Genomic DNA, 21,711 nt, shown 5'->3' on the forward strand with positions numbered 1-21,711 from the left:
CCATGGACACCGTCACCGCCTGGCGCGACTACGAACTCGAGGCCGCCGGCCTGCCCGGCATGGCACTCGGCGAGCTGGAGGCTGCCGGGCCGCCCGCAGAGACCGCCGCCCGCCTGTGGCAGGAGGGCGCCCGGCGGGTCCGCCTGCCCGGCACCGCCGACCTGCGAGCCGACGTCAACGCGGATGCCGCGGCGGCCGCCCGCACGGTACGCACGCTGTGCCTGGTGCGGGAGCTGACTGCGCATGCCGTGTACGTCGAATGGGAGCTGCGCACCGCGCCCGACGCCGACGCGTGGCGGCCGCTCAACCACCTCCAGCCGCCGCTGGCCCTGTCCGGTCCGCCCGACCCGGAGGCAGCCCTGCGCACCTGGCGCGAGGAGCACTACCTCTGCAAGTGCGTCTGGCGGCAGGGGCCGGGCTTCATCCAGATCCGGGACCGGCGGTGGGGCGAGCTCCACCGTTTCACCGTGGACGAGCCCGGCTACCAGGAGGCGATCGCCCTGCTCGCCGAAGGGGCGCCCGCCTCGGCGGTGCCGGCGGTGATCCTCGACGACTTCCGGTCCGAGCAGCTCGTGGGGGACGTCGGCCCGTTGGTGTGGTGGCTGCCGTACCGGGTGCGGCGGTGGATCCAGGAGGCGATGGCCATCTGAGCGGTGCTCCCGTGGCGCCTTCCGGCTTGGGCAGTACGTCAGCATCCGGGTTGTGCACGCCTCGCGCGGACCCGCTGCGCCGCGGAGTGCCCGCCCGGGGCGTCCAGGGCGAGGCCTCCGGCCCTGGTCTCCGGTTCGGCGGCGGGCAGAGCCGGCACCCGCGAGGGTGGCGCAGGGGGTTGTGCGGGGCGGACGGTGGTGCGCCGGTGTGCCGGCCCGGGGTGTTGTGAGCGGGACGGGATCTCTTGCGCATCGCTGGCAGGTGTTCCGTCGGCGGGTGGCCGCGGGAGGAGCGGAAATATCCCCTACGGATCGGCGCTCCGTCTTCCGCGGATGGCCGCGGCCCCCGGATGCGCCGTTCTTCGGACACTGCCGGACCACGGACGGGAGAACAAGGAATGAGAACTGCTGCCCGAACCGCCGCCCTCGCCGCTGCGCTGCTGGTCGGCCTTTCGGCGACGCAGGCCCACGCGGCTCACGGGGCGAACCTGGTCGACAACGGGACCTTCACCGAGCCGGGCGTCCTCAACGGAGGCGAGAACTACAAGGCGTTCAACTGGGATTCGGACGACAAGATCCCCGGGTGGGCGATCATCCGCGGTGAGGTGCACATCTTCTCGCGGACACTGTCCGGCCTGGAGCACTTCCAGGCGGCGAATCTCAGCGGCGGCGCGCCCGCCACTCTCACCCAGGCCGTCGACACCGTCCCGGGCCTGGAGTACAAGCTCAGCTGGCAGGACCACACGGAGACCCACTCCTCCTGCAAGGACATCGACGGCGAGCGCCAGCGGTACAGCGTCACGGTCTCCGGGACGCGCAGTGAGGAGTCCTTCACACCGAAGACGCACTGGCGGGGACGGGACGTGTTCTTCACCGCCGGGCAGGACGACACCGTGCTGACGTTCCACTCGAATTCCCAGGTGGCGAACTGCGGTGCCCTGATCAGCCGCGTCTCCGTTCGCCAGGCCTGACCGCGGGGGCCGGCTCACGCACGTGTGCCGGGTACGCACGACCTCAGGCAGGCGCTATCCGCGGCCACACGGACACACACGGTGGTCAACGGGGGCACGGAGTACGGGCGCGCCACCGGAACATGCGGTGGCGGCCAGGCGCGTCCGGCCGCCGCGGAACACGCCCACGGGCGTGAGCGAGCTGCCCGCGCCACCGACGACCCGAGAGAACAGGGAGAACGACATGAACCTGCGCAAGATCCTGAGCCTGGGAGCAGCATGCGCCGCACTCACGCTGGCGGCCACCGCCTCGCCGGCCTCGGCCGCGTCGTACTACATCGAGATCAACGGCAAGCGCATCCACGCCCCCGGCGGCTGCTACAACATCGCCGACTACGTCGAGCCCGACGCCTCCACCGTGAACCTCATCAACAAGTCCGGCCAGGCGCTGAAGTACCACGACTACGCCGACTGCAAGCATCCTTCCAGCCGGACGCTCCGCAGCGACGGTGAGGACACCCCTGTCGCCCCCCAAGCCAGCTTCTACGTCCCCATGTACCTGGGCTGACCACCCGGCCGTCCGCACGCCGCACCGGCACCGCGGACCGCTCCGCGGCCCCGCCCCGGGGCGAGGAGGGGGCCCGCGGTGGCCGGGGCAGAGCCCACGGGGCCACAACGGGGGCGGCCGGCAAGGGCGCTGGGGGACCACTCGGGGGAACGGTACGGCTCGTCCGCGGCACCGGCCCGCCGGCGCCCGCAGGCTGCCGGCCCCCGTCAGCCCGGCGGGGGCCGGCTCCGGCCCCCGCACGGCCCCCCCCGTTGACCCGTCACCCGGCCGGGTGACGGGTCACACTCGGCAACGGCGTCGGGAGCTGCCCACACGCGGGGCACCGCCGACCAGCGCCCGCTGATCCGGCCCTCATCGTCCCCCGCCCCCGGCATGCTCCGGGACGCAGCCCGCCACTCCCGTGCCTGGTTCGGCGCCGGGCACGCCGCGGGAGTCGCGCGGTCCCTGACACGCAGCTCGCGCCGTCACCGAAGGTCACGCGCCGACCGGGGCGCTGAAGCGGGCGTTCATGGGCGGCCGGTCAGGCGTTCCAGCCGAGGGAGGAGACGTAGGAGTAGGCGTCGTACTCGCTGCCGAGGTCCCGGATGACCTCGTCCCAGATCGCGTCGAGGGTGTCCTCGTCCTCGGCGAGCCAGGCGTCGACCGCGGTGTCCCAGTGGCGGGGGCGCACGGTCAGCCTGCGGACCCGGACGTCGCGGCGGTGGCGCGGGGCGACCCGGGACTGGTCGACGGGGTCGATCTCGATCCGGGTGCCGCCCCGTGCCGTCAGCCGGCGCCTCAGGTCGGCGGCGACGTTGTGGCGGCGCAGGTCCCAGTACGCGGCGTCCAGCCGGGCCCGGTTCGCCCGGTTCGGCAGGCGCTCCTCCGCCAGCCATGCGAACAGGGTCCGCGGCGTCACGCTGATCCCCGCGCGCTCCATCGCCGCGTAGCCCGCGGCGGAACCGGTCAGGTAGCGCAGGCGCGCGGCGACCCCCCGCTCGGTGTCCGGCGGGGAGGCGATCCCGGTGACCATGTTCTCGATCCCGGCACCCAGCGCGTGCGCCCCGGGCACACCGCGGGCGTTGTAGTGACCGAAGTCCCGCCAGCGGCCGGCCATCAGGCGTTCCGCGTGACGGTGTAGGTGACCGGCCGGCCGTCACGGTCCGTCTTGACCTTCATCTGGGCCAGGTCGCGGCCCTCGGACCACACCTGCCGCCAGTCCCCGGCGACGTGCAGTTCGTCGGTGCCGAGGGCGGAGACGACGGTGAGACCGGCCTGATGGGCCTTGTGGGCGCGGGACCAGAGATTCGCGAAGGCCTGGGAGCGGATGAGGTGCATCCAGTCCGGGCGCATCATCTCGCGGTTGTGGGACGACTCCCCCAGGGTGGAGACGAACTTGGCGTACATGGCCTTCACATAGGCGGCGGTGACGTCGTCGCCGGCGGCCAGCGCGTCGGCGCGGGCGGCGGCGAGGAGCCGGCGGAGGCCGTCCAGGAAGGTCTCCGTCGCCGCGCTGGTCCAGGACTCGTGGATGACGGGCGGATCGATGAGGCGGTGCTTCGGTCCGGACAGGCGCAGCAGCAGGCGCAGGGTGGCGTCGGTGACCCACAGCGGGCCGCCCTCCTCCCGGTCGCCCAGCGGGCTGGGCAGCTCCGAATGGGGCCAGGCCGGCGGGGTGATGAGGTGGACGCCGGAACGCTTCCGGTCGTGCACGCCCTCGCTGGAGTGGGTGAGCTTCCCGATCGGCAGCCAGGCCTTCATCGCCGAGAGGTAGGCGGCGTTGACGTCCAGGGCGGTCACCTGCAGGTCGCCGTCGGGGTGGCGGCGGTAGGCCGGGTGGCGCCAGGAGGGGCGGCCCTCCCAGATCAGGTCCGGGTCCGTCCTGCTGGGCTTGCGCAGGATGCCGGGCAGCGCGGGGTAGGCGGTGTACTCGTAGCGGGCGCCGGCGCGGGTGCGGGCGAAGAAGGTCATCACGTCCGGGATCGCGCGTTTCACCAGCGCGGTGGTCGCCGCGTCCGCGTCTCCCCCGGCGCGCTGCAGCTCCTGCTCGACGGCGGCGTGGAGCGTCTCCCGCAGCTCGGAACGCACCTGGTCCGCGGAGGTGGTGCGGCGCCGCGCCCGGTGCCGGGCGTGCCCGGCACGCGCCGCGCGGGCGGCCGGGCTCTCGGTGTGCGGCGCCTGCCCGGGCGGCGGGACGGCGGCCCCCGTGCCGGTGGCGTGACCCGGCGGTTCAGGCGCGGCTCCGGTCCGGGGGCCCGCGTCGGCCGGTACGGCCTCGGGGGCAGGCGGCCCGGTGGCCGGGGTGGGCGCGGATCCGGCGGCTCCGCCCGGGGGGTGGATCTGCGCGAGCCCCTCCAGCAGCCGCAGGTACCGCCCGCGGGCCTGGGGGGAGGGCATCGCGCCGCTCTCCCAGTTCGCCACCGTCTGCCGGCCCACCCCGACGGCCCGGGCCACCTGCTCCAGGGACAGGCCGGCCGCCTTCCGCAGCCGGGCCCGTTCCTGAGGGTCGTCGAAGGCCGCCGCCAGTTTCGCCTCCGCCAGCAGCGCGGCCACTCCGTCCCCGTCACGCCCGCTGTCCATGTCCGCACTCTACAACGCGAGGTGGACGGTGGCTGGACAGCGACTGGCGGCGGAGTGGAAGCGGGTCGGGCCGCGGCCACGGCGGGGAGAGCGGGAAACGCGTCCGCAGGGCCGGGGACGCTCACTCCCGGGTGCGCGCCCCGTGGAAGGCGGATGCGGTGTCGTCCCGCGCCGGAACGGACCGGCGCGACGGCCATACCACCACACAAGACCCTCTGCCGGCTTCCTTACTGACCGGTCACCGGTGAACCGGTCGGCACGGCCGACGGACGGCCCGCGGGTGGTTCCGGCGGCCGTTCTGCTCACGGAAGCACCAACTGCGGGTGGCGGGGCGGGAACTGTGGCACCGTGTGGGACGCCATCTCACCGGCGGGCGGCCCTGCGCGCGGCGGACGCGCCACCGCCCCGACCACCGGAGGCAGCCTGTGTACCGTGACCGGGAGCGGACGGCGCGAGCCGGTGCGCGGCGGGCCGTCCGGGGCCTCGCGGGCGTGCTGCTCTGTCTGTTCCTGGGCGGGGTCAGCCATGCGGCGGCGGGCGGGCGGCTGCCCGGCCCCGCGTGGCTTGCGGGCGCGTTCCTCGTGCTGGCCCCGGCCGGCGTGGCACTGGCGCGCAGGCGGCGCCACCCGGTCGTCCTCGCGGGCGCGCTGGGCGGTGCGCAGTGCGTCGTGCACCTGGTGCTGCACCACGGCGCGGCCGGGGGCGGTACCGGCGGCGGTCGCCACGGCGTCCACGCCGCCGGGCACATGGTGTCCGCGGGGATGGCGCTGGGGCACACCCTCGCCGCCCTCGGGGCCCTCGCGTGTCTGGTCTACGGCGAGCTGCTGCTGCGGCAGCTGGCGGACCTGGTGGTGCCCTCCGTCTTCTTCCGCCGGCCACCGCTGCCGCTGCCCGTACTCCGGCTGGTGCCCCGCGGCCCGGTCGTCCGGACGGCCAGGTTCGGGGTGGTGCTCGCCCGCGCGCTGTGGCGGCGGGGTCCGCCGCCGGAGGCCGTACCGGCCTGACGGCGGCCCCGTTCCGCCCGGCCCCCGGACGCGGCGGGAAGCCGCGCCGGAAGGGGTGCGGCGTGCCACCACACGCACGAGCCGTGAGGTCAGGCCGGACGTGCGGCTCCGGCCGCACGACTGCGCCATCCGCCCCCGGGCGGTTCCCCCCACCGACCTCGCGCTCGGGTTCTGCGAGCGCCTCCCTGGAGTTCTCATGTCCTCCTTGCCGCACCACTCGTCCCGGGCCGGCCGTGAACCGGCCACGCTCCCGGCCGCGGCCGACGCCTCGTCCGTGGCGGCCGGCACCTCCTCCGTGGCGGCCGCCGCACCGCCGCCGCCCGCCCCCGCCGGCGGCCGGGCCCCGCAACGCCGCTCCTGGCAGGGGGTGCGGGCGCTGCTCATACGTCTGCACTTCTCCGCGGGCGTGTTCGTCGCGCCCTTCCTCGTCGTCACCGCGCTGACCGGCCTCCTCTACGCCTTCGCCCCGCAGCTCGACCTGCTGGTCCACGGGGACCAGCTCCGGGTCGAACGGGTCGGGAGCACACCGCAGCCCCTGTCCGAGCAGGTCGCGGCGGCCCGCGCCGCGCACCCGGAGGGCACCCTGGCCTCGGTCGTCACTCCGGCCGCCCCGGAGGAGACCACGCGCGTGGTCCTGTCGGTCCCCGGACTGGGGGAGAAACAGCGGACGGTGTTCGTCGATCCGTACACCGGCGAGGTGACGGGGGCGCTGACCACCTCGTCCGGCTCCACACCCGTGACCACCTGGCTCAGCGACCTGCACGGCAACCTCCACCTGGGCGAGGCGGGCGGTCTGTACTCCGAGATGGCCGCAAGCTGGCTGTGGGTGCTGGCCGGCGTGGGCCTGGTGCTGTGGGCCGCCCGTGGCCGGCGGAAGGGGGCGAAGGGTGCGAAGGGCTTCCGCCGTCTGCTGCTGGGAGACCGGAACGCGCGGGGAGTACGCCGTACCCGCAGCCGGCACGCCGTCACGGGTGTGTGGCTGGCCGTGGGGTTGCTCTTCCTCAGCGCGACCGGTCTGACCTGGTCCGCACACGCCGGGGCCCGCTTCGACGCGCTGATGGAGCGGGTGAGCGCGCCGGCACCCGCGCTGGACACCTCTCTGCGGTCTGCCGCGGGCGGCCCCGGCGACGCGCACCGTGCCGGTGACACGCCCGGGCACGGGGGACACGACGCGTCCGGTTCCGCCCGGCAGGACACGGGTTCCGTGGCCGGCATCGACCCGGTGCTGGACGCGGCACGGGAGGCGGGCCTGGCCGGTCCGGTGGAGCTCACCCCGCCGGCCGGCGCGCACCACGCCTGGTCCGTGGCGCAGGACGACACGGTGTGGCCGGTCCGTCTCGACGAGGTGGCCGTCGACCCGGCCACCGGCGAGGTCACCGACCGCGCCCGGTTCGCCGACCAGCCCGTGCCGGCCCGGCTGAGCACACTGGGCATCCAGGCCCACATGGGCCGGTTGTTCGGCCTCGCCAACCAGGTGCTGCTGGCCGCGATCGCCGTCGGGCTGCTCCTCGTCATCGCCTGGGGGTACCGCATGTGGTGGCAGCGGCGGCCCACCCGGGCCGACCGCGGCGCGGCGCCGGGGCCGGCGCCCCGGCGGGGCGCGTGGCGTCGCCTGCCGCTGCCGGTCCTGGCGCTGGGTGTGCCGGCCGTGGCCTTCGTGGGGTGGGCGCTGCCGGTCCTGGGGGTGAGTCTGCTGCTCTTCCTGGCCGTGGACGTGGCGGCCGGGCTGCACCGGCGGCGCCGCCGGGCGCGTGACCGCATGGCGGCGGACGGCTGAGGCCGGACGCGGCACGCCGAGGTCGGGTGCGGGGCCCGTGCCGGGCTCCCGCGCACGGCCTCCGTGGTGTTGCCGGGCTGCGGCCCGGTGACGGCGGTTCCTGCCGGGTGGCGGCGGGATGCCGCACGCCGCACCGGTGGTGACCCCGGCTGCGGGGCTCGTACCGGGCTTCCCGCCCACGGCCTCAGGACGGTTCGGGCTCCGGCTCCAGGTGCGGGAGATGGTGACCGAGACGCTCCCGCTTGGTGCGCAGATAGGCGAGGTTCTCCTCGTGCGGCGGTATCAGCAGCGGGACCTGCTGGCTGATCGAGATGCCGTGCCGCAGCAACGCCGCCCGCTTGCGCGGGTTGTTGGAGAGCAGCCGCACGGAGCGCACCCCGAGATCGCGCAGGATCTCCGCCGCCACCCCGTAGTCGCGGGCGTCGGCCGGGAGCCCGAGGGCGAGGTTCGCCTCGACGGTGTCCAGACCCTCGGCCTGGAGCTGCATCGCCTGGAGCTTGGCCAGCAGGCCGATGCCGCGGCCCTCGTGGCCGCGGAGGTAGACCAGCACTCCCCGCCCCTCCGTGGCGATCGCGCTCAGCGCCGCGGACAGTTGCTCACCGCACTCGCAGTGCCGGGAGCCGAAGGCGTCTCCGGTGAGGCACTCCGAATGCATACGGGCGAGTATTCCGTTTCCCGCTATATCGCCGCGAACCAGTCCGATGTGTTCTTCCCCGCGACTGCGGTCCAGGTATCCGACAGCGAGAAATTCTCCGTACTCGGTGGACAACCGGACGTTTGCCACACGTTCGACGCCCGGTGTGGAAAGAGCAGCACCGTTGCCACGCGCACCATCACTGTCTGTCATCCCCTCATGTTATGAGGCGGCCCGGCGTGGCGCCGGGAAATTGATGAGAAGTGTCAATTCCCTGCTCGTTCCCCGGCGCCCGCACCGATTTCCGCGTAACCTGCCCCGGGGAAACGTGCGGAGCCGGCGGCCCGCCGTTCGCGCAGCGCGGCGGCGGTGACCGGGCGGTCCGCCCGGACGACGAATGAGGGGCGGAAATCATGCGAGTTCCGGGGAAACGGCCGCCGGGTTCCGGGCTGCTCCCGCAGGGGACGACGGAGGACGTGCGGTCCGGCCGGCCGGAGGTGGCGGTGCTGCCCGTCGGCAGCTTCGAGCAGCACGGGCCGCATCTGCCCCTGATCACCGACACGGTCGTGGCCTGCGCCGTCGCACGGGAGATCACCGCCGTGCATCCGGTCCACCGCCTGCCGCCGGTGACGATCTCCTGCTCGCACGAGCATGCCGCATGGCCGGGGACGGTGAGCATCTCCGCCGCGACGCTCCACGCCGTCGTGCGGGACATCGCCACGTCGCTCCGCGAGTCCGGTATCCGGAATCTCGTCCTGGTCAACGGACACGGCGGAAACTACGTCCTGCGCAACGTGGTACAGGAGGCCGCCGGCACCGGTACCCGGATGGCGCTTTTCCCCGGACCGGCCGACTGGGAATCCGCGCGGCGGCGAGCGGGCGTGCTCACCCCGGCGGTGGCCGATATGCACGCGGGAGAAGTGGAGACGTCGATCCTGCTGCACGACAGTCCGGAACTGGTGGGCCCGGATTTTGCGGCCGCGGACTGCCGCGCCGACGACCGGGAGCATCTGCTCACGCTCGGTCTGCGGGCCTACACCGAGTCCGGTGTGGTCGGGTGCCCGTCCCGGGCCACCGCCGCGAAGGGAAAGGAATTGCTGGCCGGACTCGCCGATTCCTTCGCCGCGTATTTCTCGCTCCTGGTGCCGGAGCCGGCGGCGGGGGCGCACCAGGACACGGCCGCTGCGCCCGGCGGTGCCCGGCGACCCGGCTCCGGCCGGAGGCCGGCGTGACCGCCGGGGCCGGGGGCCGGCCGGCCGGGGTGCTCGGTGCGGCGCCGGCCTGGGAACGGCTGCGCGGTGTCCGGTCGGCGGCGGACGCCGGGGCCGCCGGGCTGCTGCGGGAGGCGGACGGCCGGTACCGGTGGCGGGACGCCACCGCGGAAGCCGAGACGCTCGCCGAGCGGTATCTGCCGCTCTGCCTGGCCGGTCCCCGGGTGGTCTTCGCGCAACTGGGGCAGAGCCTGGACGGCTTCATCGCGAGCCGGACCGGTGACGCCGACTTCGTCACCGGCGCGGAGGACCGGGAGCATCTGCACCGCCTGCGCGCCCTCGCGGACGCGGTGGTGGTCGGTGCGGGCACCGCCGTCGCGGACGACCCGCGGCTGACGGTGCGCCACTGTCCCGGCAGGAGCCCGGTGCGGGTGGTCCTCGACCCGCACCGCCGGGTGCCGCCGCAGCGCCGGGTGTTCACCGACGGGTCAGCGCCCACGCTGTGGATCCGGGGGCCCGGCGGCGACGGTGAGGCGGCTCCGGCCACGCCGGCGACACCGGGCGTGGAGGTACTGACCCTGCCGGAGGGTGCGTTCGCCCCCGGGCGCCTGGTGCGCGAGCTCGCGCGGCGCGGTCTGGGCCGGGTGCTGGTGGAGGGCGGGGGCGTCACGGTGTCGCGGTTCCTGCGGGCGGGGGCACTGCACCGGCTCTACCTCACCGTGGCGCCGGTCCTGCTCGGCGACGGCGTCCCCGGGCTCCGTTTCGCCGGCCCGGAGCGGATGCGGGACGCGCTCCGGCCTCCGCTGCGCCGCACCGTCCTGGGCCAGGACACGCTCTTCGAGCTGGCGCTGGGGACGCCGCAGTGCGCGGCCGCCCTGGACGAGCAGCACGGCGAGGCCGGGGAGGCTCGCGGCGAGGGCGAGGAGCCCGTACACCACGGCGACGGTCAGCCCCTGCGCGGTGCCCATCCCCGCCACTGAGAAGGCCCAGGCGGTGACGCCCTCCCTGGGCCCCCAGCCGGCGACGTTCAGCGGCAGGGCCATGGCGAGCAGGGCCAGCAGCATCAGCGGCAGCAGGTCGGCCGCCGGCGCGGCGACGCCCGCGGCCCGTGCGGCGAGCAGGAACATGCCGAGATGGCCCGCGAGGACCGCGACCGACGTGAGCACCACGCCCGGCCAGATGCCTCGGCCGAGCAGCCCGCGGCGTGCCTCGGTCAGGGTGGTGCGGAGCACGCGCCGGCAGCGCCGCGCTGCCTGCTGCCCGCGGAGCCGGAGGGCGCACACCGCCAGGAGGACGGCGAGCAGTGCGGCGCCCAGCGCCGCAACCACGGTGTGCGGGGTGGCCGCCGTGCGGCCGGCGGCCCGGACGGCCTCCGTGAGGGCCGGTGCCGGCCAGGCGAGCAGCAGCGCCCCGCCCGCCAGGACGAGGACCGCCTGGCCTGCGGTGCGTTCCAGTACGACCGCGCGGACGCCCCGGCCGACGTCGCCGGCGCCCTGTCCGTGCCGCACCGCGCGGTGCACGTCGCCGAGCACCCCGGCCGGCAGGGCCGCGTTCAGGAAGAGGGCACGGTAGTAGTCGGCGACCGCCGGGCCCAGGGACAGCCGGAGGTGCAGGCCGCGGGCCACCAGGCACCAGCGCCAGGCGCTGAGCACGGTGGTGAACAGGCCGATGGCCAGCGCGGCCAGCAGGGTACGGCCGTCGATGCTGCGGAGCCCGTCGAGGAAGGCGCCGGGGCCCTGCCACCAGAGGAGCCCCGCCAGCAGGGCCGCTCCGGCGAGTGCGCCGCCGCGCCGCCCGGCTGCCCGGCGGAGGGTGCGCCGGGTCACGGGGTGTCCCCGGCGGTCCGGGGCAGCGCGAGCAGGTCGTGGTGGTGCACCACCACGCGCAGGGCGCCTGCCGCGCAGGCGTCCAGCCGGCGCCGCAGCGCGGCGTCGGCGCGCTGCGCCAGGTCCGGACGCTGGTCGGCGGCGGCGCCGGTCCAGCCCTTCAGCCACTCCGCCGCCAGGGCGGCCTGGCCGGAGCCGAGCCGCCATGGGCTCGCGTGCAGCCGTACGGTCATGCCGTGCCGCCGGAAGGCGGTGCAGGCCGCTTCCACGGCGTCCGGGCCGAGGAGCCGCCGGCCCTCCGGGTCGGCGCGGCGCTGGTGGGCGTTGAACGCCGCGGTGAGCACGGTGTCCAGGGGCTCCTCCGGGGTCAGTTCGACGCGTCCGGCGACCGAGAGGGTGAGCAGCGCGGGGCACCTGGCGCCGGCGCAGCTCGCCGCCAGGTGCTCCACCTCCTCCAGGGTCAGCAGGTCGAGCAGGGCGGAGGCCGTGACCAGCGAGGTGCCGTGGAGGTCGCCGGCGGTGAGCCGGGCGAGGTCCCCGGCCTCCGTGGTGAGCGTGACCGGGCCGCCGTCGGCGGCGGCCGCGGGTTTCCGTGCGGCGGCCCGGTCGAGCAGCGCGGTGTCGTGGTCGTGCAGGATCCAGTGCTGCGGCCCGGGCAGCCGGGGTGCGAGCCAGCGTCCCAGGGAGCCGGTGCCGGAGCCGAGGTCGCGGATCAGCAGCGGTGCGGCCTCCGGTGCCGTGCTCGCCGGGGCGCGGCGTCCGGCCGGTCGCCGCGCCTGCGGTCCGGCGGGCCCCCGCCGTCCGGTCTGCCGCGCCAGGTGACGCCGCAGCGGCGCCAGCAGTGCGGCGGCCCGGGCGGCGGCGTCGGCGGGTTCGCGCAGCGCCAGCCAGTCCGGGGCGTAGCGTGGTCGGGTGGCGGGGGTCATGGCTGCCTCCGTGGCTCCTGGCGGAGCCGGTCCAGTGCCCCGGCCAGGCTCCGCGCGGTCGTCTCCCAGCCGGCGAGCGCGAGGCGCCGGTCCCGGGCGGCGGCCCGGGCGCGGTCCTGTTCGCCGGGTTCGCACAGCCAGCGGCGCAGGGCCGCGGTGAGGGCCGCGCGGTCGCCCGGGGGCACCAGGGCTCCCGGCACGCTGCCGCCGGGTGCCGCGCCGACCGCCTCCGGGAGTCCGCCCACGGCGGAGGCCACCACCGGGACGCCCCGGGCGAGCGCCTCGGTCGCCACCATTCCGTAGGTCTCGGCGGAGGACGGGAGCACCAGCAGGTCGGCGGCGGCGTAGCTGGCGGACAGCCGGGCGCCGGTCCGGGGCCCCGCGAGATGCACCCGGTCGGCGAGGTCGCACTCCGCGATGAGTCCCCGCAGCCGGGCGGCATAGCCGGGGTCGCGGTCCAGTCCGCCCACGCAGACGCAGCTCCACGGCAGGTCGGAGAGGGCCGCGAGGGACTCCACCAGGCGCTGCTGGCCCTTCCGCGGGATGACCGCGGCGACGCACAGGAGTCGCGGTACGTCGCCGCTGCCGTGCGCGAGGGGCGCGACGTCGGCGCCGGGCGCGGCCACATGGACCCGTTCGGGGAGGAGCCCGTGGTGGTCCACCAGGCGGCCCGCGGCCCAGGTGCTGGTCGCCACCACGGCGGCCGCGGCGCGGAGGGTGCGGCGCTCCCCGAGGTCCAGAATGGTCGCCGATCCCGGGTCGAGTCCCGTCTCGTCCCCCAGCGGCAGGTGCACCAGCACCGCCAGCCGCAGCCGTTCGGCCTCCGGGACGACGATGTCCGGGGCGGCGCAGGCGACCAGCCCGTCGAGGAGCACCAGGCTCCCGTCTTCCGGTCTGCGGAGTATCCGGGCCAGTTCGGCGCGTCCGGAGATCCCGGGCCGCGGCCAGCCGCCGCCGGCGAGGTGCTCGTGGACCTGCCAGCCGATCCGGGGCAGGTCCCGGCACACCCTGCGGTCGTACGCGTTGCCGCCGCTCGGCGCGGACGGGTCGTGGACGCCTTCCGGCATCACCACGTGCACGGTGCGGTCGGGCGGTGCCGCGGCGGCCTCGGGGTTCACAGCGCCCGCTCGTAGCTCGCCCAGGCGAGGTGCGACTCGTGCAGGGTGACCGTGATGCCGGCCAGTCCGCGCGCACCCTCGCCCAGCGCCCCGGCGTGCACCCGGTCCGCGAGCCGGTCGGCGATCACCTTGGCCAGGAACTCCGTCGAGGTGTTGACCCCGGCGAACGCCGGTTCCTCGTCCAGGTTGCGGTAGGTCAGTTCGCCGACCACCGCGCCCAGTGCACCGGCGGCCCGGCCGATGTCGACGACGAGGTTGTCGGGGTCGAGTCGGGGACGGCGGAAGGTGGCGTCCACCACGAAGGTGGCGCCGTGCAGCCGCTGGGCGGGTCCGAAGACCTCGCCGCGGAAGCTGTGGGCGATCATGAGGTGCTCGCGAACGGTGACGCTGAACAACGGGACCTCCAGGTCGACATACGCCTCCGGCCGCCGGGGCCGATGCCGTGCAGCAGTACGGCCCGCGGGGGCGGCGTGTTCACCGTCCGCCCGGGTTCCTCACCGTCGCCTGCGCGCCGGCGGGGTGCCGCCGCCGGTTCCGCCCGTGGTGCGGGGCGTGGCTACGCCGCGTACCGGACGCGGTGGCACAGTCCGGGGATCTCGCCGGCGGCGATACCGGCCAGCGCGGACGGCAGCTCCTCGAAGGCGCATTCGCCGGTGATCAGCGCGTCGAACGCGGGGTCGGCCAGCAGTCCGAGCGCGAGTGCCAGGCGGTCGGCGTAGGTCCGCCGGGAGCGCCGGGCCGGGGAGACCGTGCCCACCTGGCTGCCCCGCAGGACCAGGCGGCCGGAGTGGAAGGCCTCCCCCAGCGGCAGCGCGACGCGGCGGTCTCCGTACCAGCTCAGTTCGAGCACCGTGCCTTCCGGCGCGAGCAGTTCCAGCGCCCGGGTGAGGCCCTCCTCGGTGGCGCTGGCGTGCACCGCGAGGTCGCAGTCGCCGCGGGCTTCGCCGGGGAGCGCGAACTCGGCGCCCAGCGCGGCGGCGACGGAAGCGCGCGCCGGGTCGGCGTCGATCAACTGGACGCGGACGGCGGGGTAGCGGGCGAGGAGGGCGGCGACGGAGCAGCCGACCATCCCGGCGCCGACGACGGCGACCCGGTCGCCGAGCAGCGGCGCCGCGTCCCAGAGGGCGTTGACCGCGGTCTCCACCGTCCCGGCCAGTACGGCCCGTTCGGCGGGGACGGTGTCCGGCACCGGGGTCACGGCGCCGGCCGGGACGACGTACCGGCTCTGGTGCGGGTACAGGCAGAAGACGGTGCGGCCCAGCAGCGGCGGCGGGCCCTCCTCGACCCGGCCGACGTTGAGGTAGCCGTACTTGACCGGCCCGGGGAACCCGCCCTCCTGGAAGGGCGCCCGCATCCGGGAGTACTGGCTCTCCGGTACGCCGCCGCGGAAGACGAGGCTCTCCGTGCCGCGGCTCACACCGGAGCACAGCGTGCGCACCACGACCTCCCCTTCGGCCGGCTCCGGAAGGGCCTCCTCGCGTATCTCGCCGTGGCCGGGGGCGCGGAGCCAGAAGGCGTGTGCTTTCCGCGGCATCGGACCTCCGTGGTGAACACCGGGCCGGGCGGGCCCGTTCTGAGGGGCGGAGGGGCCGCGCCGGAGCGCGGCACCCGACTCTGTCACACAACCGGAGTGCGCAGGAGGTACACCGTGGCGCTGAGCGAGACCTACCGGGCGGGGCTGCTGCGTCAGGAGACCACCGCGGGGGTGGGCGCGCAACTGCTGCTGCTCGTCCTGCTCACCGCGGTGAGCGGGCTGGGACCGGCGGGCTGGCTGGCCGGCCTGGTCTTCACGGCCGGTTCCTGGACCCTGCTGGCCCGGGCGCTGGGCCGCTCGGGGAGCGCGTCCTTCGGGCCCGCCAACGGCGTCACGCTGGCCCGGGCCGTCCTGGTCGGCGGGGTGACGGCACTGGTCGCGGACTCCGTCGTACAGCCGCCGCCGGCCGCCGTGCTGGTGCCGCTCGCCGCCGTCGCGCTGGTGCTGGACGCGGTGGACGGCCGGGTCGCCCGCCGTACCGGCACGGTCTCCGCGCTGGGGGCACGCTTCGACATGGAGGTCGACGCCTTCCTCATCCTGGTGCTGAGCGTCCATGTCTCCCTGTCCCTCGGCCCGTGGGTGCTGCTGACCGGCGCCATGCGGTACGTCTTCGGGCTGGCGGGCGGGGCGCTGCCGTGGCTGCACGGGCCGCTGCCGCCGAGCACCGCCCGCAAGACGGTGGCCGCCGTGCAGGGCGTCGTCCTGGTCGCGGCCGGCTCCGGCGTCCTCCCCCGCCCGGTCGCCGCGGCGGCTGTCCTGACGGCGCTGTCGTTGCTGCTCTGGTCGTTCACCCGGGACGTCGCCTGGCTGTGGCGGGCCGTGGGCCGGGGCCGGGACGTGCGACGGGGTGCTGCGGCCGGCCGGGAGGGCGTCCGCGGCGGCCGCTGAGCCGGACGCGCCGGCCGGGGCTGCCGGGTGACGCAGACACGCCGGGACGCGCCGTGCGGCGGCCCGGCCACGCACGGGACGCGGGTGGGAGCGGCCGGACGGCCGTGCCACGACCGCTTACATGAGACACCGCGCCCGGGGTATCTTCTGAACAGCGGCGAAAGCCGCATTCCGGACAGAGCCCGGGAGGGGCGTCGACGTGCGGCCGGGCGGCACGAAGTACCGGTTTCCCGGTGCATGCGGGCCTGTCCGTTGCCGTCCACCGCCGTCGTCGTCGCTGGAGGAAGGTGGGAACCGTGTGGGGGGACGCTACCGACCCCGCACCGGGTGCTCCGGGCCCGGAGTTCCTGGACGCCCCGCTGGCCGCAGTGGTGCAGGAGACCGGCGCCTCGGTCGGCATGGTCTACTGGCTGCCGCCCGGTGCCGACGTCCTGCGACTGGTCCTGCTCACCGGGGTGCCGGAGGAGTTCGCCGCGTCCTGGGCGAGGGTGAACCTGCGCGATCCGGTCCCGGTGGCGGACGCCGTACGGGAACGCCGGCTGGTGTGGCTGGCGAACCGGGAGGAGATGGCCCGGCACTACCCGCAGCCGGCGCTGGTGCTGCCGTACCCCTTCGCGCTGGCGGCCGCGCCTGCCGAGCCGGACGAGGGCGAGCCGGACACCGCACCCGCCGGGTCGCCGGAGGCGCCCGCCGGGGACACCGCAGGGCCCGGCCCCGTGAACGGCGGGCTGGTGCTGCTGTGGCCCGGCTCGCATCCACCGGAGCTGACCGGTCCGGAACGGCGCGCCGTCCGGGCCTGCTGCCGGGAGCTGGGCACCCGGCTGAGGAGAGCCGAGCAGGCGGGGCTGCCGTTGCTGCACGGTCCGGATCCGCGGCTGCTGACACAGGCGGACGAGCGCGCTCCCCGCGAGGGTGAGGCCGCGGCTGCCCTGTCCTTCATCGACCGCCTGCCGGGTGGGAGCTGCGCCCTGGACCTGGACGGCCGGGTGACCTTCGTGACGCCCGCGGCGGCGAAACTGCTCGGCGCGGCCGAGGACGAGCTGCTCGGGCTCGTCCCCTGGAAGACCCTGCCGTGGCTGGCGGACCCGGCCTTCGAGGACCGCTACCGCGGGGCGCTGATCAGCCGGGAGCCGACGTCGTTCGTGGCGCTGCGCCCGCCGGACCACCGGCTCTCCTTCGAGCTGTACCCGTCGGCGACCGGGGTGAGCGTCCGCGTCACGCCGGCGGAGCGGCGGAGTCCCGAGCCGAGCCGGTCGGCAGTCTCCGGCATGCCCAACCGGGCGACGACCCTCTACCACCTGGTGCACCTGGCCGCCTCCCTCACCGCTTCCGCCGGGGTCGGGGAGGTGGCGGCGCGGGCCGCCGACCAGATCCTGCCCGCGGCCGAGGCGCGGACGCTGGCGATACTGGCGGCCGAGGACGGCAGGTTCCGGCTGGTCTGCCACCGCGGCCGGGAGTCGCGAGTGGTGCACCTGTGCGACGGGGCGCCGCTGGCTTCGACGGGCCCGGCGGCGCAGGTCCTGGCCGACGGCGGGCCGGCGTTCTTCCGCACGGCCGCGGAACTGGAGCGGGCGCTGCCCGGCACCGACTCCCCGGACGGCCTGTCCTCCTGGGCGTTCCTTCCGCTCACCGCCTCCGGGCACGACGTCGGCATGCTGCTGCTGGGCTACGCCCGTCCGCACCGGTTCGCCCCGGAGCGGCGCGCGGTCCTCTCCGCCCTCGCCGGTCTGCTCGCCCAGGCGCTGGACCGGGCCAGGCTGTACGACGCCAAGCACGACCTGGCCCGGAGCCTGCAGTCCCACCTCCTGCCGCACGGGCTGCCCGAGGTGCCCGGACTGAACGTGGCGGCCCGTTACCGCCCGGCGAAGCGCGGCATGGACATCGGCGGCGACTTCTACGACCTCATACGGCTCGACGACACGACGGCGATGGCCGCCATCGGGGACGTCCAGGGTCACAGCGTGCAGGCAGCGGCTCTGATGGGTTCGGTGCGGACGGCCGTGCACGCGACGGCGGAGGCACCGCCCGGCGAGGTCCTCGCCCGCACGAACCGGCTGCTCACCGACCTGGACGGCGAACTCTTCACGAGCTGCCTGTGCGCCCGGATCGACCTGGCGCGGCACCGCGTGCTGCTGGCCTCCGCCGGGCATCCCCCGCCGCTGCTCCGGACACCGGAGGGGCGGGCGGACGTGCTGGACGTGCCGCCGGGGCTGCTGCTCGGCATCGACCGGGACGCCGGCTACCCGACGACCGAGATCGCCCTGCCGCCCGGCGCCGTGCTCGCGTTCTACACGGACGGGCTGGTCGAGACGCCGGGGACCGACCTGGGCGACGCCGTGGCCGCCCTCGCGGACCGGCTGGCGGCGGACGGCGGGCAGGGACTGGACCCGCTTGCCGACTCGTTGCTCCGGGACTCCGGGCGCACGCCCCCGAGCAGTGACGACGTCGCTCTGCTGCTCCTCGGCCCGACCGGCTGAGCAGGGCCGGCGCGGGCGCGGGTGCGCGGCGGGGTCTCCCGTACGCGGACGGGCCGGCCCGGGCCGCCTGGAGGCCCGGGCCGGCGGGCCCGGCCGGCCGTGGTCACCGGCGGGGCAGAAACCCGGGCGGACTACCGGCCGTCGCGGCCGGACGCCGGGCCGGGCGGGGTGGAGCGAGGCCGGGTTGCGGGCCGAAGGCGGCGAGGAAGCGGTCGCGGAAGGCGTCCATCCGCCAGACCGGCGCCTCCGGGCCCGGTTTCAGCCCGCCGTCCCAGCCCCAGCCGGATATCCGGTCCAGCACGGCCGGGTCGTGTGCGACCACGGTGACCGGCACGTCCCGCGACGCGTGCCGTCCGACGACGGTCGAGACCGGCTGGTGGTCGCCGAGGAAGACCAGCACGGTGTCCTCGTCGCCGTACTCCCGGACGTAGGAGATGAGGCTGCGCAGCGAGTAGGCGATGGCGCGCCGGTACTCGGTGCGCACCCGGTCGGGGTCCTGCCACACCTCCTGCGGGTCCTTCCCCGCCTTCTTGAGGGCGTGGAAGACCGAGCCGTCGCCGATCTCGTCCCAGCCGACCATGCGGGGTATGGGCGCCCAGGGGTTGTGGCTGGAGGCGAGGATGACCAGCGCCATCGTCGGCCTGCGGTGGGGCCTGCCGTGTTCCAGCCGCTCGAAGGCGGACAGGCTGAACTGGTCGGGTACCGGCGTCCAGCTGAACTCCGGCCCCCGGTAGCCGAGTTCCCGGGAGTCGTAGACGTGGTCGAGACCGTAGAACTCGCCCTCCGGCCAGGCCCGGGTGACGCCGGGCATGATGCCGACCGTCCGCCAGGCGCCGGTGCGGCGGAAGGCCCGGGAGAGGGTCAGCCGGCTGCTCGAGGTCAGGGTGCGGTAGCGCTGCTGGTTGTCGATCCACAGGCCGGACAGGAGGGTGGAGTGGGCCAGCCAGCTCTGGGCGCCCGTCGTCGGTGCGGTGAGCCAGGCGCTGCGCGCCGCGAAGCCGGCGTCGCGCAGCCGGCGGGTGCCCTTCCCGAGCACGGCGCCGATCTCGGGGGCGGCCGAGGGGTCCTCGAGGGCGTGCCGCCCGTAGCTCTCGATGAAGGTGAAGATCACGTCCTTCCCCCGCAGCCCCGTCAGCAGCCGGTCGCCCGGGGTCCCGCGGAAGCGGTCCACGGCGGCCGCCTCGGCGAACTCCTCCTTGTCCCGCAGTCCGGCCCGGACCTGGTCGACGCGGTTGCCGACCAGCACCGCGTTGCTCCGGGCCGCGAGCGTCACGTCCCCGACCCGGGCGCCGAAGGACGCGGAGACGATCCAGACCGTCCCGAGGACCAGGACGGCCGGGGCCGCCGTCGCCCGGTGCCGGGCGGCCACGCTGCTCAGCCGGACGACGGCGAGCGTCGTCAGCGCCAGCAGGAGCAGGGCGGCGACGGCCACGCCGGTCACGGTGATCAGGGCCTGCGTGGAGCCGGCCGTACCCTCCAGGAACTCCTGCGCGTCGTCGAGCAGGACCCAGTCGAGCACGAGGTCGAACGGCCGGCTGAGGACGGCGTAGAAGCCCATGTCGACGAGCTTCAGCAGGGTCAGCAGGCCGAGGGCCAGTCCGCCGAGCACGGCCGCCACCCGCCTCGTCCGGGCCCGCAGGAGCAGCAGCACGGCCAGTCCGAGGACCGCCTCGCCCGGGAGACGTACGAAGGCGCCGGGGGTGAGGCGCAGTAACCGGTTCGGGAGCAGCAGGGCGAAGAGCACCAGTGCGGCGGCCAGCGCCGTGACCGTCCGGGCGGTCGCCCGCCGCACCGCGGGGTGCCGGTACCACCGGCCGGTTCCCGCGGTCTCCGGGACGAGGCGCTCGTCCGGGGCGGTACCCGCGGCGGACACGTCGTCCCGGTCCGGGGGTGCGTCGTCGCCCGCACCGGTGTGGCGCGGGGCCTCCTCGTCTTCCGTGCCGTGGTGCTCCGCGAGGGGCTGCCGGCGGAAACGCGTCCAGAGAGACAAGCCGAAGGTCCTTCCGTGCGGGGCCGGTGAGGGCGCGGCGGCCGGGCCCGGAGCCCGGTCGCCGCCTTCCTGTACGGACCGGCACCGCCTCCGGCTCACCGCCACGGCACCGCGGGCCGGGTTCCTTAAGGGAGCCTCAACGCCGGCTCAACGCCGCCCGAAGCGTTGTGACCCACGACACAACGCCGGGCCGTGCCGGAGCGCAGCCGGTTCAGGCTGAGCGGGCGCATGGGGCGCCGCGGGTCCCTGCGGCGACGCGAAGGCGGCGGAAGGGCAGGCCGATGGAGAAGGTGACGGACGGCGGGCGGGCCGGGGCGGTCGCGGCGGACGGCGAGGACGGCGGGAACGGCGAACAGGCCGGGCACGGCGGAGACGGCGGAGACGGCGGAGACGGCGGGCACGCCAGGTCGGCTGCGGGCGGGGCGGAGGTCAAGTCCTGCGGGTACTGCGGGCGGCAGGTGGAGCAGCCGGCGGGCTGGGGCTGGCACACGTTCTGCACGGACAACGGCGGGGCGTGCGAGCGGGCCGCGGAGGAACAGCGCCGCCGCAACCGCCATGCGCCCGGGCTGACCGGCCAGGTCGCGGTCGCCTGGGAGATCGTCGACCGGCTGCAGGAGGCGGCGGGGTCGCTCGCGGAGTCGCTGTCCTCCGGCCTCAGCGTCGCCGGGGTGGAGCGGGCGCAGGCCGAGACGCGGGCGCAGGCCGCCGCGGAGGTGGCCGCCGCCCGCGCGGACGCGGACGCCGTCCGCCGGGAGGCCGCCGACGCGTGGGAGCAGGTGGCCACGCTGCGCCGGGACTCCGGGACGCTGCGGGAGGCGGTCGCCCGGCTCGAGGCGGAGCAGGAGGAGCTGAGCGGCGAGAAGCAGCGTCTTGAGGAGGCGCTGCAGCGCTCGGGGCGTGCGGCGCAGGAGGCCTCGGCCCGGGCGGCGCAGGCACTCGCCGAGCGGGACCGTCTGCTCAGCACGTCCCAGCAGGCGGAGGCGGCGCTCCAGGAGTCCCGTACGGAGGCGGCGGCCTGCCGGGAGCAGACCGGGCGGCTGCACGGCGAACTCGAGGCCGCCAAGGCGGAGTACGGCGCGCTCGTACGGGAGGTGCGGCAGGCCCAGCAGCGGCTGGCGGCCGCCGAGGAGGAGAAGCGGCAGTCGGTGCGGACCGCGAAGGAGTCGGAGGCGGCGGCCGCGGAGGCGGCTCAGGCGCGGGCCGCCTCGGATGCCGCGGCGGCGCAGATCCAGCGGCGCAACCGGGAGTTGTGCCAGGAGCGCGACCAGGCCGCCCGGTCGGCCCAGCAGGCGTTCCAGGAGCGGGACGCACACCACAGCCGGTTGCGGGAGGCGCACGACCGGATCAGGGAATTGGAGCGTACCGCTGCCGAGCAGCGCACGGCGCTGGAGGCGACCGCGGGTGAGCTGGAGGCGGCCAGGGCGGAGGCCGAGCGGGCCCGCGCCCGGGTGGACCAGATGGCACGTCACACGGTGGCCGGGGCGCGTCCGCTGCCTGCCGCCGTGGACGGCCCGGCGCCGGAGGGGCCTGCGCCGGCCGCTCCCGCGGCGGTGCGGGAGGAGGCTCCGGCCGGGGCTCCCGCCGCGCGGTGACGGTGCC

Annotated in this window: 18 protein-coding genes and 1 pseudogene; 10 read left to right on the plus strand and 9 right to left on the minus strand. The window is 75.9% G+C overall.

The window, feature by feature from the left end:
* The first annotated feature begins 2 nt into the window (after window positions 1–2).
* From HOY81_RS15930 to HOY81_RS15940, 3 genes are all read left to right on the plus strand, one after another.
* The gene (locus tag HOY81_RS15930) at window positions 3–650 is read left to right on the plus strand and encodes a DUF5825 family protein (RefSeq protein WP_237321077.1); all 648 of its coding nucleotides are present in this window, start codon (window positions 3–5) and stop codon (window positions 648–650) included.
* Between the two features lie 398 nt (window positions 651–1,048).
* A complete protein-coding gene (locus HOY81_RS15935) occupies window positions 1,049–1,621 on the plus strand; it encodes a DUF642 domain-containing protein (RefSeq protein ID WP_237321078.1) in 573 nt (190 codons plus the stop codon).
* Between the two features lie 223 nt (window positions 1,622–1,844).
* Entirely contained in the window at window positions 1,845–2,168 is a 324-nt protein-coding gene (locus tag HOY81_RS15940; protein WP_237321079.1) for a hypothetical protein, read from the plus strand.
* A 520-nt stretch (window positions 2,169–2,688) separates the two neighbouring features.
* On the opposite strand, the gene HOY81_RS15945 is transcribed toward HOY81_RS15940, so the two are convergent.
* Both HOY81_RS15945 and HOY81_RS15950 read right to left on the minus strand, forming a co-directional pair.
* Window positions 2,689–3,264 carry a transcriptional regulator gene (locus tag HOY81_RS15945; protein ID WP_237321080.1) on the minus strand — a complete coding sequence of 192 codons (576 nt, stop codon included), beginning with the start codon at window positions 3,262–3,264 and terminating at the stop codon, window positions 2,689–2,691.
* The gene (locus tag HOY81_RS15950) at window positions 3,264–4,727 is read right to left on the minus strand and encodes a DNA-binding transcriptional regulator (protein WP_237321081.1); all 1,464 of its coding nucleotides are present in this window, start codon (window positions 4,725–4,727) and stop codon (window positions 3,264–3,266) included. Before HOY81_RS15950 ends, HOY81_RS15945 begins: the two co-directional genes overlap by 1 nt.
* 491 nt (window positions 4,728–5,218) lie before the next feature.
* Here HOY81_RS15950 and HOY81_RS15955 point away from each other — a divergent pair, with 491 nt between their 5' ends.
* Together HOY81_RS15955 and HOY81_RS15960 are read left to right on the plus strand one after the other, a co-directional pair.
* On the plus strand, window positions 5,219–5,731 hold the full coding sequence (locus HOY81_RS15955; RefSeq protein ID WP_237321082.1) for a hypothetical protein: 513 nt from the start codon (window positions 5,219–5,221) through the stop codon (window positions 5,729–5,731).
* A gap of 196 nt (window positions 5,732–5,927) precedes the next feature.
* The gene (locus HOY81_RS15960) at window positions 5,928–7,508 is read left to right on the plus strand and encodes a PepSY domain-containing protein (RefSeq protein ID WP_237321083.1); all 1,581 of its coding nucleotides are present in this window, start codon (window positions 5,928–5,930) and stop codon (window positions 7,506–7,508) included.
* A 184-nt stretch (window positions 7,509–7,692) separates the two neighbouring features.
* On the opposite strand, the gene ribA is transcribed toward HOY81_RS15960, so the two are convergent.
* Window positions 7,693–8,355, minus strand: a complete 663-nt coding sequence (gene ribA / locus HOY81_RS15965) for a GTP cyclohydrolase II (protein WP_237321084.1) — start codon at window positions 8,353–8,355, stop codon at window positions 7,693–7,695.
* 200 nt (window positions 8,356–8,555) lie between these two features.
* Between ribA and HOY81_RS15970 the strand changes: the two genes are divergently transcribed.
* On the plus strand, window positions 8,556–9,374 hold the full coding sequence (locus HOY81_RS15970) for a creatininase family protein (RefSeq protein WP_237321085.1): 819 nt from the start codon (window positions 8,556–8,558) through the stop codon (window positions 9,372–9,374).
* A 203-nt stretch (window positions 9,375–9,577) separates the two neighbouring features.
* Window positions 9,578–10,333: a RibD family protein gene (locus HOY81_RS15975; protein ID WP_237321107.1), complete on the plus strand. Its 756-nt coding sequence runs from the start codon at window positions 9,578–9,580 to the stop codon at window positions 10,331–10,333.
* On the opposite strand, the pseudogene HOY81_RS15980 reads toward HOY81_RS15975, so the two are convergent.
* The 5 genes and pseudogenes from HOY81_RS15980 to HOY81_RS16000 all read right to left on the minus strand — a co-directional run.
* A pseudogene (locus HOY81_RS15980) lies at window positions 10,229–11,179 on the minus strand (lysylphosphatidylglycerol synthase domain-containing protein); the annotation flags it as partial. The gene HOY81_RS15975 and the pseudogene HOY81_RS15980 overlap by 105 nt on opposite strands.
* A complete protein-coding gene (locus HOY81_RS15985) occupies window positions 11,176–12,105 on the minus strand; it encodes an SAM-dependent methyltransferase (protein ID WP_237321086.1) in 930 nt (309 codons plus the stop codon). The gene HOY81_RS15985 and the pseudogene HOY81_RS15980, both read right to left, overlap by 4 nt.
* Window positions 12,102–13,172, minus strand: a complete 1,071-nt coding sequence (locus tag HOY81_RS15990; protein ID WP_237321108.1) for a glycosyltransferase family 4 protein — start codon at window positions 13,170–13,172, stop codon at window positions 12,102–12,104. The genes HOY81_RS15985 and HOY81_RS15990 overlap by 4 nt, the downstream gene beginning before the upstream one ends.
* Window positions 13,173–13,219: 47 nt before the next feature.
* The gene (locus tag HOY81_RS15995; RefSeq protein ID WP_237321087.1) at window positions 13,220–13,618 is read right to left on the minus strand and encodes a 6-carboxytetrahydropterin synthase; all 399 of its coding nucleotides are present in this window, start codon (window positions 13,616–13,618) and stop codon (window positions 13,220–13,222) included.
* 161 nt (window positions 13,619–13,779) lie between these two features.
* A complete protein-coding gene (locus HOY81_RS16000; RefSeq protein ID WP_237321088.1) occupies window positions 13,780–14,757 on the minus strand; it encodes a zinc-binding alcohol dehydrogenase in 978 nt (325 codons plus the stop codon).
* 114 nt (window positions 14,758–14,871) lie between these two features.
* On the opposite strand from HOY81_RS16000, the gene HOY81_RS16005 reads away from it, so the two are divergent.
* Together HOY81_RS16005 and HOY81_RS16010 are read left to right on the plus strand one after the other, a co-directional pair.
* Window positions 14,872–15,645 carry a CDP-alcohol phosphatidyltransferase family protein gene (locus HOY81_RS16005; protein WP_237321089.1) on the plus strand — a complete coding sequence of 258 codons (774 nt, stop codon included), beginning with the start codon at window positions 14,872–14,874 and terminating at the stop codon, window positions 15,643–15,645.
* 296 nt (window positions 15,646–15,941) lie between these two features.
* On the plus strand, window positions 15,942–18,122 hold the full coding sequence (locus HOY81_RS16010; RefSeq protein WP_237321090.1) for a SpoIIE family protein phosphatase: 2,181 nt from the start codon (window positions 15,942–15,944) through the stop codon (window positions 18,120–18,122).
* 103 nt (window positions 18,123–18,225) lie between these two features.
* Here the strand turns inward: HOY81_RS16010 and HOY81_RS16015 are convergent, their stop codons facing one another.
* Window positions 18,226–19,914 (minus strand): sulfatase, encoded by a 1,689-nt coding sequence (locus HOY81_RS16015; protein WP_237321109.1) that lies wholly within the window; start codon window positions 19,912–19,914, stop codon window positions 18,226–18,228.
* A 479-nt stretch (window positions 19,915–20,393) separates the two neighbouring features.
* Here HOY81_RS16015 and HOY81_RS16020 point away from each other — a divergent pair, with 479 nt between their 5' ends.
* Complete coding sequence (locus tag HOY81_RS16020) at window positions 20,394–21,704, plus strand: hypothetical protein (protein ID WP_237321110.1); 1,311 nt, start codon at window positions 20,394–20,396, stop codon at window positions 21,702–21,704.
* Window positions 21,705–21,711 lie beyond the last annotated feature (7 nt).

Source organism: Streptomyces sp. JJ36 (assembly GCF_021696945.1).
Taxonomy (GTDB): Bacteria; Actinomycetota; Actinomycetes; order Streptomycetales; family Streptomycetaceae; genus Streptomyces.